A 15006-nucleotide genomic window follows, 5' to 3' on the forward strand; every position below is an offset into this window, starting at 1 on the left:
TCAGCCGAACAGGGCGACGTGCGCGGCGAACGCCGTGGCGATCTCCGACTGCGCCCAGAACCGGTGGTAGGTGAACGTCGGCGCGGCGCCACCGTCCAGATAGGACTGGACCTTCGGCCACTGCGGGTCGCTCTTGTAGAAGGAGCGGATCGAGGTGAACGTCGAGGAGGCGTTGATCGGGTCGCCGTTCGGCATCGTCCCGGTCCAGCCCGACGGGACGTAGAGCCCCTGGTCCGTGGTGGCGTTGTAGGTGTCGTCGAACCGGTTGTAGTCCGTCCGGGTCTCCGGCACCGCGATGCCCTGGGTGTCCGCGTTCGCCGACAGCGCCGTCAGCAGCTGCTCCCCCACGGTCTTGGCCTGGGCGTTGCCCGAGCCGGCGGCGTAGTAGAGCAGCGTCTTCGACAGCGAAGCCGCGACACCGACGTCGGTGCTGTAGTTCTTCACCGTGACGTGCAGGCCGGTGTTGCTCCCCGGGCTGGTGGCGTTCCAGGTGTCCGGCGCGCCGCTCCAGGTCAGGTCGGACGGGACCTGGAAGCTCCCGCCGGCGCCGACCGTGGTGCCCGCGATGGCCCACGGGACCCACTTGTCGAGGATCTTCTTGGCCCGGGCGTCCTTCGTGGCCTGGTAGTACTCGGCGATGCGCTCCATGCCCCAGGTCTGGAACCCGAACCACTGGTTGCTCGGCGGGTCGTGCCAGACCGGCTGCTGGTCGTAGAACATGCCGTAGAACGTCGGCGTGCCCGACGGCGGCGTGCCGTACTGGCCTTCCCAGCTGTTGGTCGCGCCGCCGGCGAGGCCGCCTTCGGACGACTGGAGCCACTGCAGGAACTCCATCTGACGCCCGAGGCTGGTCGCCCAGTCACTCGCGCCGGTCGCCGACGTCACCTTCAGGCCCGGATCGGTCGACAGCGCGTACGCGGCGAGCGGGTTCTGGTAGCCCTGGTGGGCCGCGCCGTCACCGATGCGCCACGCCCAGGCGTTCTGGTCGAGCGAGCCGCCCCAGGCGTAGTACCAGGAGACGAGGTAGTGCTCGCTGTCCTTGCCGGTGCCGGCGGGGCAGCTGCTCGGGTTGACGCAGTTGCCGATCTTCTTGAAGTACTTGTCGAACAGCGAGTACCGCAGGTAGTCGCCCATCTTCGAGGCCTTCTTGACGACGGCCGCGACGTCGGCGCTCTTGCCCTGTTCCTGCGCCCACTTCTCGGCCTGGAAGGCGACCTGCACGGCGCGGGCGTCCGCGTCCGGCGCGTCGGTGTACTTCCACTGCTTGGCGTAGGCCGAGTCGCCGGTGAACAGGTCGAGGTACCCGTTCTTGCCGCCGTACTTGAGGGTGTCACAGCTCGGCTGGGTGACGGTCTCCCAGACCGACTCCTGCGAGCCGCGCTGGAAGGTGTTGATGAACGCGGGCGCGGTGTTCGTGCCGTCCTCGCAGTGGCCGAACTTGTAGATGTTGTCGACGTCGAGCAGCCAGTGCATGCCGTAGACGTCCGGGGAACCGTAGGCCGCCTTGAGCTCGGCCGCGATCGGGTCCTTGCCGACCGACACGCCCGACTGCAGCTGCGACGGGTACGACTTCGGGCTCGGGTACTCCGCCGCGTACGTCGCCGGCTTGCTCGCGTCGTAGCCGGAGTTGCCGCTCTGGTCGGCCGCCGACGGGATCGCGTACGTCTCGATCGACGTCCACGCCGCGTTGAACGGCGCCCAGTCCCCGGTGACCCGGCCGTAGCCCGCTTCCAGCCAGAGGTAGTAGCTGAACGCCTCCGACGTCGTCTCGTGGCCGTGGTCGGGCGCCTCGACGATGAGCGTCTCGATGGAGTGGTAGGGCACCAGGATGTTCCCGAACTTGCGGAAGTAGCCGTTGTTCGGGTCCTTGATCTTGTTGTACTGCTTGAGGAACTCGACCTGGTAGTCCGATGTGGACGGCGAGATCTCGGTGACCGTGACGCTCGCCGCGGTGTAGCCGTTGCTGCTCGCGGTGAAGGTCGCGGTGCCGAGCGCGCCGCCGTTGTCGGCGCTCTGCACCGTGACGTTCTGGGCGGTGCTCCAGTTCGACGGCGTGAAGGTGAGGCTCGCGGGGGTGGCCGTCAGGTCGGCGCTCCCGGTTGTCTTGGCGATCGCCACAGTGACGGGGCTCGTCGGGGCGCCGGCGAGGGTGACGCCGAACGTCGTCGTGCCGCCCTGCTTGACCTGCGCGGTCGCCGGGGCAGCGACGATCGTGGGGCCGGACAGGACCTTGACGCTGACCGGGTTCGAGCTGGTGGAGGCGTTCTTGTTGTCGTAGGCCTTCGCCGTGATCGAGTAGGTCCCGGCCGGGACGTTGCCCCAGCTGCCTTCGAACGGCGCGGAGGTGTCGGTCGCGAGCAGCGTGTCACCGGCGTAGAACTCGACCTTGCTGACGGTGCCGTCGGTGTCGGCGGCGGTCGCGGCGAGCGGGATCGTGGCCGGGGCGTAGTAGGTGCCGGTCGAGGTCGGTGACGTCAGGCTGACGGTCGGGGCCTTGTTGGCGCCGGTGCACGCGGAGCCGTTGACGGAGAAGTCCGCCGGCGGGCGGTTGGCGGATCCCTTGGTGCCGTTGAAGCCGAAGCTGGTGCTGGCCCCCGTCCCGAGGTTGCCGTTGTAGGAGAGGTTCGTCGCCGTGACCGCGGCGCCGGTCTGGGCGAAGGTGGCGCTCCAGCCCTGCTGGACCTTCTGGCCGTCGGGGAAGGTCCAGCCGACCTGCCAGCTGTCGAGGGGTGCACCGTCGTTCCGCAGTGAAACGTTGGCCGTGAACCCGGTGTCCCAGTCGTTGGTGGTGTAGGTGACGGAGCAGGCCACGTCGGCGGCGAGCGCCGGTGGCACGGGGACGAGCAGGGCGGCCAGGACCACCGAACTCGCGACCAGCGGCAGTACGCCGGCCTGGATGGGATGAGGGGAACGCATGGCTGCGGAACTCCTTTGTCCGTAGGGAGCCAGCGATCTGGGAGCGCTTCCAGGCGCAGACGGTAGCCAGCGGGAAACGTGCCTGTAAAGAATCGAGTCAGAAGCACACGCGACACCCGGCCGCAACCGTCAGCGACCCGCGAGTAGCCAGCCCGCTGAACACTCCTGAACGGCGGCGCCCGTCAGTAGCCCCACCACCCGTTCAGCCCAGCGACTCAGTCACCCACCGTGCCCTTGGGTACCCGGCTTGCGCCAAAGGCGTACACCTGAACCAGGAGCGCTCCCAGACCCCGTCGAAGCATTCGACACACACCCACTTCGTGTCGTCCCCCCGGTACGCGAGTCGTCCACCGGTGCACGCGAGTCGTCCATCCCGGCACGTGTCGTCCATCCGGGCACGCGTGTCGTCCCTCCAGGTACGTGTGTCGTCCATCCCGGTACGCGGGTCGTCCATCCCAGTGCGCGTGTCGTCCCCCGGATCACACTTGTCGACCCTCCAGACACACGTGCCGACCTTCCAAGCACGCGAGTCGACCCTCGGATCACACGAGTCGACCTTCCAGACACACGAGTCGACCCTCCAGACACGCATCTCGTCCCCGAATCACGCGAGCCGACCCTTCGAGCACACGAACCGACCCTCCAAGCACGCGCGCCGACCGCCGGGACACGTGGACCGACCCCCTCCAGATGCGCGAGTTCACCCCTTCCCGCCGTGCGGGAAGGGGCATCACCCGTGATCAGCGGGGCATCACGTGTGATTGGGGCGGCATCACTCGTGATTGCGGAGGCATCACTCGTGATCAGAAGGTCGACACACGTGATTGCCGCGACGACACGCGTGCTTGTGGGGTCGACACGCGTACCGGGATGGACGACACGCGCACCCCGGCGGCCGACTCGCGTACCTGGACGGACGACACCCGTACCTCGGCGGCCGACTCGCGTACCCGGACGAACGACTCGCGTACCTGGGTGGACGACACGCGTAACCCGCGGACCGGGGGCGGGGTGTGGGGGGCGGAACCGGGGGTCAGCTGGAGGCGCGGATGGCCAGCGAGACCGGGAGGACCTGCTGGCGGGGCTTGAGACCCTGGTCGTCGAGGAGCTGGAGCATCGTCTCGACCATGGCGTGGACCTGCTCGCGCGGGTCCTGGTGCACCGAGGTCAGGGGCGGGTCCATGGCCGGGGCGAGGGTGGCGTTGTCGTCGAAGCTGACCACCGCGATGTCCTCCGGGATGCGGCGCCCGGCCGCGTCCAGCGTGCGCAGCGCGCCCACCGCCATCATGTCGCTGGCGACGAAGACCGCGTCGAGATCGGCGTGCCGGGCGAGCAGGGCGGACATCGCGTTCGCGCCGCCCGAGAGCGTGAAGTCGGCCTCCGCGGCCAGGTCGGCGGGGTCGAGACCGGCGTCGAGCAGCGTCTTGCGCCAGCCGGCGAGCCGGTCGATCGCGGCGCTCTGGTCCTGCGGGCCGGCGATCGTGCCGATCTTCCGCCGCCCCGCCGCGACCAGGTGTTCCACGGCCAATCGGGCACCGCCCTCGTTGTCGAAGTCGACGACGTGGACGCCGCGGCGGAGGCCGGCCGCCTGGCCGCCGAACACCACCGGGATCCGGAGCAGGCGCAGCGCCTTGGGCAGCGGGTCGGACCGGTGCGGCGCGAACACGAGTGCGCCGTCGACGTGCCCGCCTTCGAGGAACCGGACCGTCCGACTGAGGTCTTCGCGGGTGTCGCTGAAGATCAACACCATCTGACGGCCGATGTCGGCGAGCTCGCGATAACCGGCCCGCATGACGGCCGTCCGGTACGGGTCGTCGAGCAGCCGGGCCTCCGGCTCCGAGAGCACCACCGCGATCGCCCCGGTCCGCCGGGTGACCAGCGACCTGGCCGCCTGGTTCGGGGAATAGCCCAGGTCACGGGCCGCGGCCTGGACCTTCTCCCGCGCCGCCGCGCTGACGTAGGCGTCGTCGTTCAGCGCCCGTGACGCCGTCGACCGCGACACGCCGGCGAACGCCGCGACGTCCTCCAGCGTCGGCCGTTCTTCATCCCCTGCTCGAGGCCCCACGGCACCGCCCTCGCTCCTGCCACCACCCGGACGTCCCCAGCTTAACGTTCAACGATCCTCAGGGGCCCGGGAGCGCTCCTCGCAGGAAACGCTCCGGTTACGCCCCCTTGACACCGCCAGAACCCGCAAGCAGACTCTGCGACACCTGGGAGCGCTCCCAGAACGGCTCCCAGCAGTGAGAGCGCTCATTCCCGTCAACAAGGTGGTTGGACACGTGAGAACGATCCGGAACGGCCTGGTCCTCGCACTGGGCATCACGATGACGGCGCTCGGCGCCACGGCCTGCGGTGGCGGCGGTGACGAAACCCCGGCGGCAGCGGGTCCGAACGAGCACGTGGACCTGACGCTGGCGACGTTCACCGAGTTCGGCTACGAGGCCCTCATCCCGGAATACGAGCGGCTGCACCCCAACATCAAGATCACCCACCGCAAGACCGGCCAGGGCGGGCCCTACCACCAGGACCTGATCACCAAGCTGGCCGCGGGCTCGGGCCTCGCCGACGTCACGGCGGTCGAGGAGGGTCACCTCTCCGACGTGCTCGACAAGGGCTCGAAGTTCAACGACCTCAGCAAGATCGGCCCCGCCGACGCCTCGCCCGACCGCTGGCTCGGCTGGAAGTACGACGCCGCGAAGACCAAGGACGGCAAGGTCATCGGCTACGGCACCGACATCGGGCCGCTCGCCATGTGCTACCGCAAGGACATGTTCGCCGCGGCCGGGCTGCCGACCGACCCCGAGCAGGTCAAGCCCCTGTTCGCCTCCTGGGACAGCTACTTCGCCGCGGGCGCGGACTACGTGTCCAAGACCAAGGGCAAGGCCTGGTTCGACTCGGCCGCGCAGAACTTCAACGCGATGGTCAACCAGCTCCCCCAGGGCTACATCGGCACCGACGACAAGCTCGCCGTCGAGGGCAACCAGGGCATCAAGGACGCCTGGACGAAGGTCACCGACGCCGTCGCCAAGGGCGAGTCGGCCAAGCTCACCGCGTTCAGCAACGAGTGGAACTCCGGCTTCAAGCAGGGCGCGTTCGCCACGAAGGTGTGCCCGGCGTGGATGCTCGGCGTGATCAAGGAGCAGGCCGGCCCGGAGAACTCCGGCAAGTGGGCGGTCACCGCGGCCTTCCCCGGTGGCGGCGGCAACTGGGGCGGTTCGTACCTGACCGTGCCGACGCAGTCGAAGCACCCGAAGGAGGCCGCCGAGCTCGCGGCCTGGCTGACCGCGCCGGAGCAGCAGATCAAGGCGTTCCAGGCCAAGGGCACCTTCCCGAGCCAGGTCAAGGCCCTGACGGACCCCGCGCTGCTGAGCCAGACCGACGCCTACTTCGGCAACGCGAAGGTCGGCGAGCTGTTCGCCGAGCAGGCCAAGAAGGTCCAGAAGCCGCAGTACAAGGGCCCCGGTGACGGCCAGATCCAGGAGAACGCCTCCAGCCCGGCGCTGCAGGCGGTCGAACAGGGCAAGTCGGCGGCGGACGGCTGGCAGCAACTGGTCGACTCGGCGAAGAAGATCACCCGCTGACCTCATGACCGTCATCGACAAGGTCGCGCCGGAAGGGAGTACGGCCGGGGAGCGCAGGTCTCCCCGGCCCACCTTCCGGCACAAGCTGAGCCGGTGGGACGTCAAGGTATCGCCGTACCTCTACGTCGCGCCGTTCTTCATCGTGTTCGGGGTCGTCGGGCTGTTCCCGTTGCTGTACACCGCGTACGTCTCGCTGTTCAAGTGGAAGGCCGGGGACGACGACCCGGACTTCATCGGCGTCGACAACTACAAGGAGCTGTTCGGCGACGGCCAGTTCTGGAACGCGCTGGCCAACACGTTCAGCATCTTCCTGCTCTCCAGCATCCCGCAGCTCATCATCGCGATGGCGCTCGCGGCGCTGCTCGGGAGCCGGCTGCGCGGCGCGACCGGCTGGCGCGTCGGCATCCTGCTGCCGTACGCCGCGAGCCTCGTCGCGATCGGGATCATCTTCGCGAACCTGTTCGGGCCGAAGTACGGCCTGATCAACGGCGTGCTGCAGACCATCGGGCTGGACCCGGTCGACTGGCAGGCCAGCCGGTTCGGCAGCCACGTCGCGATCGCGATCATGGTGAACTGGCGCTGGACCGGGTACAACGCGCTGATCGTGCTGGCCGCGATGCAGGCCATCCCGAAGGAACTGCACGAAGCCGCGCTGATCGACGGCGCCGGGACGTGGCGGCGCTTCTTCAACGTCACGCTGCCGCTGCTGAAACCGACGCTGATCTTCGTCACCATCACCTCGACGATCGGCGGGCTGCAGATCTTCACCGAGCCCAAGCTGTTCGACGCCATGCCCGGGTCGAACAACGGCGGTTCCACCAACCAGTTCCAGACCGTGACGCTGTACCTGTACCAATCTGCGTTCGAGAACTACAACCTGGGTTACGCCTCGGCGATCGCCTGGGTGCTGTTCGTGATCATCGTGGTCATCGCGCTGGTGAACTTCTTCCTCACCGGCCGCCTGGCCCGCACCCCGGCGGTGAAGAAGAAATGACCACCCTCCAGAGTGGACTCCGCAGGAGCGTCGCGACGCTCGGCAAGCCGCGCAAGGCGACCTACTGGGTGCTCGCCATCTTCGTGCTCGGCTCACTGTTCCCGTTCTACTGGTCGTTCCTGGTGGCCAGCCGGGACAACGGGATGCTCACCGAGCGCATCCCGCCGTTCGTCCCCGGCGGCAACTTCTTCGCCAACGCTTCGCGGGTGTTCGACACCGTGCCGTTCTGGAAGGCCTTGGCCAACAGCGTCATCGTGTCCGGCACGGTCACCTTGACGACGGTGTTGTTCTCCTCCCTGGCCGGGTTCGCCTTCGCGAAACTCCGGTTCAAGGGGCGCAACGGGTTGTTCGTGTTCATCGTCATCACGCTCGCGGTGCCCACGCAGCTCGGCATCATCCCGTTGTTCATCGCGATGTCGAAACTGGGCTGGGCCGGCGGGCTGCAGTCGGTGATCGTGCCCAACCTGGTCACCGCGTTCGGCGTGTTCTGGATGCGGCAGTACACAGTGGACGCACTGCCGTACGAGCTGATCGAGGCCGCGCGCGTCGACGGCTGCAGCATGTTCCGGATCTTCTGGAACGTCTGCCTGCCCGCGGTGCGCCCGGCGGCGGCGATCCTGGCGATGTTCACGTTCATGACGTCCTGGAACGACTTCCTGTGGCCGCTGGTGGTGCTGGACGCGGGCAACCCGACCGTCCAGGTGGCCCTGGAGAAGTTGCAGAGCGGTTACTACGTCGACTATTCGCTGGTGCTGGCCGGCACGACCCTGGCCACCATCCCGATCCTCATCGTCTTCCTCCTGCTCGGCCGCCAGATCGTGGCCGGGATCATGCAAGGTGCCGTGAAAGGGTGACCATGTCCGTACATCCCGACAGCGTTCGGGCCGAGACCGCTTTGATGTTCCCGCCCGCCTTCGTCTGGGGCGCCGCCACCGCGGCGTTCCAGGTGGAGGGGGCCACCACGGCCGACGGGCGCACCGACTCGGTCTGGGACGTCTTCGCGCGCCGTCCGGGTGCGGTCAAGCGCGGCGACACCGGCGACCCGGCCGCCGACCACTACCGCCGCTACGGCGAGGACGTCGACCTCATGCGGCGCCTCGGCCTGGGCGCCTACCGGTTCTCGCTGGCCTGGCCGCGCGTGCGCCCGGACGGCGGCGCCCCCAACGCCGCCGGGATCGCGTTCTACGACCGGCTCGTCGACCGGCTGCTGGAGGCCGGGATCGAGCCGTGGGCGACGCTCTACCACTGGGACCTGCCGCAGGCGCTGGAGGAGCAGGGCGGCTGGACGTCGCGGGACACCGCGTACCGCTTCGCCGACTACACCGAGACGGTGCTGGCCCGGCTCGGCGACCGCGTCGCCAGCTGGTCGACGCTCAACGAGCCGTGGTGCGCGGCGATGCTCGGCTACGCGGGCGGCATCCACGCGCCCGGCCGCACCGACCACACCGCCGCCGTCGCCGCGACGCACCACCTGCTGCTGGGGCACGGGCTCGCGATGGACATCATCCGCCGCCACGCCCCGGACGTCCCGGCCGGCATCACGCTCAACCTGTACCCGGTCGCGCCGCACGACCCGGCGAACGCCGCCGACGTCGCCGCGTGCCGCCGGATCGACGGCCTGCAGAACCGGCTGTTCCTCGACCCGGTGCTGCGCGGCGCCTACCCGGACGACCTGCTCGAGGACCTGGCGCCGTTCGGGATCGGCGACGTCGTCCGGCCCGATGACAGCGCTGTCATCGCCGCGCACGTCGACTGGCTCGGCGTGAACTACTACCGCGACTACCGCGTCGCGGGCGGGCCGGTGCCGGGCAGCGAGCCGGCCGGCCCGGAGTGGGTCGGCGCGGGCGACGTCCACTTCGTGCCGGATCCCGCCGCGCCGCGCACCGATTCGGGCTGGGAGGTCCAGCCGGCCGGGCTGACGGAGTCGCTGCTGCAGGTCCACCGCGGCTACCGGCCGGTGCCGCTGTACATCACGGAGAACGGCGCGGCCTACCCCGACGTCGTCTCCGACGGCGGCGAGATCGTCGACACCGACCGCGTCGCGTTCCTCGACTCCCACCTGCGAGCGGCCCACGAGGCCCTCGCCGCCGGGGTCGACCTGCGGGGTTATTTTTATTGGTCGCTGCTGGACAACTTCGAGTGGGCGGAGGGCTACGCGAAGCGGTTCGGCCTGGTCCACGTCGACTACGCAACGCAGGTCCGGACGCCGAAGCGCAGCGCGCACTGGTATTCGAGGGTCATCGGCCTCAACGGCCTCGGCTGACTCCCACGGTGGCTGAGGGGCGGCGTCGACGTGCGCGAGCGGAGGCTCGCCGAGGCCCGCCGGGAAGTCCGTGAATGTCGCATTGAGGGACTCTGAGTCCCTCAATGCGACATCCACGGCTTTCGCCCAACCCCCGCGGAGGGTGCGTTTTCGTAGCAGCATTGACAGACTGGCCGGTATGGGACTGCGCAGCGAAGCTTGGTTCAACAACCCCGCCGACCCCGGGATGACCGCGCTCTACCTCGAGCGGTACATGAACTGGGGCCTGACCAGGGAAGAGCTGCAGTCCGGGAAGCCGATCATCGGGATCGCGCAGACCGGGTCGGACCTCAGCCCGTGCAACCGGCACCACCTGCAGCTGGCGGACCGGACGCGGGAGGGGATCCGCGAGGCGGGCGGGATCGCCATCGAGTTCCCCGTGCACCCCATCCAGGAGACCGGCAAGCGGCCGACCGCCGCGCTGGATCGCAACCTCGCCTACCTCGGGCTCGTCGAGACGCTCTACGGCTACCCGATCGACGGTGTCGTGCTGACCACCGGCTGCGACAAGACGACGCCGGCGTGCCTGATGGCCGCCGCGACCGTCGACATCCCCGCGATCGTGCTCTCCGGCGGCCCGATGCTCAACGGCTGGCACAACGGCGAGCGCACCGGGTCCGGCACGATCGTCTGGAAGGCGCGCGAGCTGCTGGCCGCCGGGGAGATCGACGACGCCGGGTTCATGGAGCTGGTCGCGTCGTCGGCGCCGTCGCCCGGGCACTGCAACACGATGGGCACGGCCTCGACGATGAACGCGCTCGCCGAGGCGCTCGGGATGAGCCTGCCCGGCTGCGCGGCCATCCCGGCGCCGCACCGCGACCGGGCGCGGATGGCCTACCGCACCGGGCTGCGGATCGTCGAGATGGTGCGGGAAGACCTGAAGCCGTCGGACATCCTGACGCGCGAGGCGTTCGAGAACGCCATCGTCGTCAGCTCGGCGATCGGCGGGTCCACCAACGCGCCGATCCACATCGGCGCGATCGCCCGGCACATCGGCGTCGACCTGCCGCTGACCGACTGGCAGCGCCTCGGGTACGCCGTGCCGCTGCTGGTCGACCTGCAGCCGGCCGGCAAGTACCTCGGCGAGGAGTTCCACCGCGCCGGCGGGGTGCCGGCCGTGGTGCACGAGCTGATGGCCCACGGGCTGATCCACGAGGACGCGCCGACCGTCAACGGCCGGAGCGTCGGCGACAACTGCCGCGACGCCGAGGCGGGCGACCGCGACGTCATCCGGACGTTCGGCACGGCGCTGGTGGCCGACGCCGGTTTCCTGGTGCTGCACGGCAACCTGTTCGACGCCGCGATCATGAAGTCCAGCGTGATCTCGCCGGAGTTCCGGCGCCGCTACCTGGCGGGCGGGGTGTACGAGGGCACCGCGGTCGTGTTCGACGGCCCCGAGGACTACCACGCCCGCATCGACGACCCGGACCTCGGCGTCGACGAGGACTCGCTGCTCGTGATGCGCGGCACCGGCCCGCTCGGCTACCCCGGCTCGGCCGAGGTCGTCAACATGCGCCCGCCCGCCGAGCTGATCAAGCGCGGGGTGCGCGAGTTACCGTGCCTGGGTGACGGCCGCCAGTCGGGAACGTCCGGCTCGCCGTCGATCCTCAACGCCTCCCCCGAAGCGGCGGCCGGCGGCGGCCTCGCCGTGCTGCGGACGGGCGACCGGGTGCGCATCGACCTCGGCGAGGGCACCGCGAACGTGCTCATCCCGGACGAAGAGCTCGCGTTGCGCCACAAGGAGCTCGAGGAGGCGGGCGGGTACCAGGTGCCCGCGTCGCAGACGCCGTGGCAGGAGATCCAGCGCTCGATGGTCGACCAGCTCTGCGACGGCATGGTCCTGCGCCCCGCCGTGGCGTTCCAGCGGGTGGCCGCGAAGGGTGTTCCGCGCGACAACCACTGAAGGCCGGAAAACCACCGCTTGGAACCGGCGCCGAACGGGTAACTCCCCGGTAGCCGAGCGAGGAGGACCCCGATGCTGCCGGACCGTGACCGCCAGACCCTGAGCGCGATCGAGGCGGAACTGCTGGCGAGCGATCCCGCGCTCGCGGACGTGTTCAGCGGTCGCGACATGCGGCAGGCCCGGCGCTGGAGCCTCCTGCTCATCCTCTCCGACATAACAGCCGTGGTGATGCTGGTCGTCGGCCTCTTCGCACGCGACGCCGCCCTCGTCCTCTGGGGCACGGTCGCCGCGGGCGGGCTGGTGGCCTGGCACATCGCCCGCGCGGAGTCGACCCGCAAGGCGCCCGCGGACGACTCCGAACCTCCCCTGACGTCGCTGCGCTGAGAGCTTCACCGCGATCTGACAACAGCTCCCCCGAGCGCGGCCTCCGCCGCGCAGGCGTTGTTGTGACCGAGTTCCGCGTGACCGCCCACCGCAGTGAACCGGTCGGCCGCTTCGCACTCCAGACCGCGACAATGCCTATGCGGCTTTCGTCGCCGATCCGACGACAGCTCCCCCGAGCCTCAGCTGAGCGTGGCCAGCGCCGCCTCGGCCGAGCCCGCGTGCTTGCCGATCTCCCGCCACGGGTCGTCCTTGCGGGCCAGCCGCTGCCGCAGCTTCGCCGGGCCCCAGCCGTCCGGCTCTGCCTTGCCCAGCTCCGGCCAGTCCAGCGGCGTCGCCGCGGCCGCACCCGGGCGCGCCCGCAGCGAGTACGGCGCGACGAACGTCTGCGCGTACCCGTTCCGGTTGGCGTCCAGGAAGATCCGGTCGCCGCGCTTGTCCTTGCGCTGGGCCGTCGTCAGGCGGTCCGGGTCGTCGGCGGCGACGCGGTCGGCCAGCGCCCGCGACAGTGCGAGCACGACGTCCGTGTCCGCCTTCGCGTCGAGGGGTGCGACGACGTGGAAGCCGCGGCCGCCGGTCGCCTGGACGAACGGCGTCAGCCCGGCTTCCTCGTAGTGGTCCCGGATCCGCCGCGCGACCTTGCGCAGCTCGGCGACCGACGTACCGTCCGGCGGGTCGAGGTCGAGCACCAGGCGGTCCGGCCGCTCCGGAGCGTCCACTGTGGACAGCCAGACGTGGAACTCGAGCGTCCCCTGGTTCGCCAGGTATTCCAGCGTCTCGGCGTCGTCGCACACGACGTATTCGTCCGTGCCGCCACCCTTGCGGGGGACGCGCTCGACGCGGATCCGGTCCGGGAAGTGCTCCCCCGGGTGCTTCTGGAACCAGCCCTGCCCGGTGATGCCGTCGGGAAACCGCCGCAGCGTCAGCGGGCGGCCGCGCAGGTGCGGCAGCATGACGTCGGCGACCGCGCGGTAGTACTCGACGACGTCACCCTTCGTGATCCCGTCGTCGGGGTAGAACACCTTGTCCGGGTGGGAAACGTTCACGGCCGCTCCCGCACGACGTCCGCCGCCTTCTTGTCCTCGCGCAGCCCGGCGAACCGCGGGTGCCGCAGCCGCCCGTCGCGCGTCCACTCCGAAAAACCGATCTGCGCGACCAGGTCCGGGCGGACCCAGTGCGCCCCGGGCTCCTTGACCGGCCCGCCGAACGGCGACCGCCCGACTTCCCGCTCCTTCAGCTGCGCGTGCAGCGAAGCCAGCAGCTTCTCGTCGAACCCGGTGCCGACCTTGCCGGCGTACTTCAGGGCGCCGTCCTCGTGGTAACCGAGCAGCAGCGCGCCGAAGCCGTGCCGCGCGCCCTGCGGGTCGGTGAACCCGCCGATGACCAGCTCCTGGCCCCGCGCGCACTTGAACTTCAGCCACTCGGGGGTCCGGCCGTGCCGGTACGGCGAGTCCGCCCGCTTCGCGACGACGCCTTCCCAGCCGCGGCGGCACGCCTCCTCGAAGAACTTCTCGCCTTCGGCGTTCCGGTGCGTAGACAGCCGGAGGGGGTCCTCGAAGTCGAAGGCGTCGCGCAGCAGGGCCTTGCGCTGCCGCAGCGGCAGGGCGGTCGTGTCCTGGTCGTCGAAGTACAGCAGGTCGAACAGGTAGTAGTAGACGCGCACGCCGGTGGCCCGGGCCCGGTCCGGGTCGGCCACGTGGATCCGGGGCTGCAGCGCGGCGAAGCTGGTGTTGCCGCTTTCGTCGAACGCGACGATCTCGCCGTCCGCGACGAACCGCGGCCCGCCCTGGGCACCCAGCGCCTCGACGAGCTCGGGGTAGGCCCTGTCCATCACCTTGTGGTTGCGCGAGTACAACGTCGGCGGGCCGTCGTCGCGGACGCAGAGCGCGCGGACGCCGTCCAGCTTGCGCTCGAAGATCCAGCCGTCGTCGGAGAAGCGGCGATCGGTGAGCGTGGCCAGGGTCGGTTCGCGCCAGCCGGGACCGGTCACGACGCCTTCAGCGCTTTTTCCAGCTCCGTCCGTGTCATCTTCGACCGGCCCTTGACCTTCTTCTCGCGCGCCAGCTTCTCGAGCTCGGACTTGGACAGCTCCGCCAGGTCCGGCGCCTTCTTCTTGGCCGGCTTCTTGCGGCTCTTCACGCTGCGTGACAGGGCCTCGAACAGGTCGACGACGTCGGCCGAGGGCTCCGGCTCCTCCTCGTGGGCGATCTCCTTGCCCGCTTCCTTGGCCTTGATCAGTTCCTCGACGCGCTCGGAGTACTCGTCGCGGAAGTCGCCGGGCTTCCACGGCGCGGTCATCTCGTCGACCAGCGAGAGGGCCATGTCGAGCTCCTTGGGCCGCGGTTTCGGCAGCTTGGGCAGCCCGCCCATGACGTCCTTGGGCTTCCGCAGGTCCGCGACGAAGTGCAGGGTGTTGAGGACCATCACGTCCTCGCCGGCGCGGACCGCGCAGAGGTACTCCTTGCCGCGCAGGACGAACTTCGCGACCCCGGCCTTCTCGCTGCGGTCCATCGCCTGCAGCAGCAGGCCGTACGCCTTGGCGAAGTCCTCCTTCGCCGGCTTCAGCCAGTACGTCCGGTCGTAGAACCACGGGTCGATCTCGTCGAGCTCCACGAACTGCTCGATGTCGATCCGCCGCGACCGCTCGGGCGCGATCTCGTCCAGCTCGTCGGGCTCGACGAGCACGTGGTCGCCGCCGCCGACGTCGTAGCCCTTGACGATCTCGTCCTGGGTGACCTCGTCGCCGGTCCGCTCGTTGACCTTGCGGTTGCGGATCCGGTCGGACGTGCCGCGTTCGAACTGGTGGAAGTGGATCGTGTGGTCCGCCACCGCGGGGTACAGCTCCACCGGGACGGTGACCAGCCCCAGGCTCAGCGCACCGCTCCACACCGGTCTGGCCATGATGACCTCCTCACCGCCCTTCGATACC

The 15006-nt window shown here is 69.7% G+C and carries 11 protein-coding genes; 6 read left to right on the forward strand and 5 right to left on the reverse strand.

What is annotated here, in order from left to right; translation table 11 throughout:
• Both VA596_RS36365 and VA596_RS36370 read right to left on the reverse strand, forming a co-directional pair.
• Nucleotides 1-2916 (reverse strand): glycoside hydrolase family 48 protein, encoded by a 2916-nt coding sequence (locus VA596_RS36365; protein WP_323333285.1) that lies wholly within the window; start codon nucleotides 2914-2916, stop codon nucleotides 1-3.
• Nucleotides 2917-3949: 1033 nt separating this feature from the next.
• A complete protein-coding gene (locus VA596_RS36370; protein ID WP_323333701.1) occupies nucleotides 3950-4945 on the reverse strand; it encodes a LacI family DNA-binding transcriptional regulator in 996 nt (331 codons plus the stop codon).
• Nucleotides 4946-5195: 250 nt separating this feature from the next.
• Between VA596_RS36370 and VA596_RS36375 the strand changes: the two genes are divergently transcribed.
• The 6 genes from VA596_RS36375 (at nucleotide 5196) to VA596_RS36400 (ending at nucleotide 12080) form a co-directional block, all read left to right on the forward strand.
• On the forward strand, nucleotides 5196-6497 hold the full coding sequence (locus VA596_RS36375; protein WP_323333287.1) for an ABC transporter substrate-binding protein: 1302 nt from the start codon (nucleotides 5196-5198) through the stop codon (nucleotides 6495-6497).
• A 4-nt stretch (nucleotides 6498-6501) separates the two neighbouring features.
• The gene (locus VA596_RS36380; protein ID WP_323333289.1) at nucleotides 6502-7491 is read left to right on the forward strand and encodes a carbohydrate ABC transporter permease; all 990 of its coding nucleotides are present in this window, start codon (nucleotides 6502-6504) and stop codon (nucleotides 7489-7491) included.
• A complete protein-coding gene (locus VA596_RS36385) occupies nucleotides 7488-8345 on the forward strand; it encodes a carbohydrate ABC transporter permease (protein ID WP_323333290.1) in 858 nt (285 codons plus the stop codon). The genes VA596_RS36380 and VA596_RS36385 overlap by 4 nt, the downstream gene beginning before the upstream one ends.
• A gap of 44 nt (nucleotides 8346-8389) precedes the next feature.
• Nucleotides 8390-9754 carry a GH1 family beta-glucosidase gene (locus tag VA596_RS36390; protein ID WP_323333292.1) on the forward strand — a complete coding sequence of 455 codons (1365 nt, stop codon included), beginning with the start codon at nucleotides 8390-8392 and terminating at the stop codon, nucleotides 9752-9754.
• A gap of 178 nt (nucleotides 9755-9932) precedes the next feature.
• Nucleotides 9933-11696, forward strand: coding sequence for an IlvD/Edd family dehydratase (locus VA596_RS36395; RefSeq protein ID WP_323333294.1), 1764 nt, complete (start codon nucleotides 9933-9935; stop codon nucleotides 11694-11696).
• Nucleotides 11697-11768: 72 nt separating this feature from the next.
• Nucleotides 11769-12080, forward strand: coding sequence for a DUF3040 domain-containing protein (locus tag VA596_RS36400; RefSeq protein WP_323333296.1), 312 nt, complete (start codon nucleotides 11769-11771; stop codon nucleotides 12078-12080).
• Between the two features lie 179 nt (nucleotides 12081-12259).
• Here the strand turns inward: VA596_RS36400 and ligD (VA596_RS36405) are convergent, their stop codons facing one another.
• The 3 genes from ligD (VA596_RS36405) to ku are packed head-to-tail and all read right to left on the reverse strand — an operon-like array spanning nucleotide 12260 to nucleotide 14978.
• Nucleotides 12260-13123: a non-homologous end-joining DNA ligase gene (gene ligD / locus VA596_RS36405; RefSeq protein ID WP_323333298.1), complete on the reverse strand. Its 864-nt coding sequence runs from the start codon at nucleotides 13121-13123 to the stop codon at nucleotides 12260-12262.
• Entirely contained in the window at nucleotides 13120-14067 is a 948-nt protein-coding gene (gene ligD, locus VA596_RS36410) for a non-homologous end-joining DNA ligase (protein WP_323333300.1), read from the reverse strand. The genes ligD (VA596_RS36405) and ligD (VA596_RS36410) overlap by 4 nt, the downstream gene beginning before the upstream one ends.
• Nucleotides 14064-14978 (reverse strand): non-homologous end joining protein Ku, encoded by a 915-nt coding sequence (gene ku, locus VA596_RS36415; RefSeq protein WP_323333302.1) that lies wholly within the window; start codon nucleotides 14976-14978, stop codon nucleotides 14064-14066. The genes ligD (VA596_RS36410) and ku overlap by 4 nt, the downstream gene beginning before the upstream one ends.
• Between the last annotated feature and the right edge of the window lie 28 nt (nucleotides 14979-15006).

This window comes from Amycolatopsis heterodermiae (assembly GCF_034929455.1).
Taxonomy (GTDB): Bacteria; Actinomycetota; Actinomycetes; order Mycobacteriales; family Pseudonocardiaceae; genus Amycolatopsis; species Amycolatopsis heterodermiae.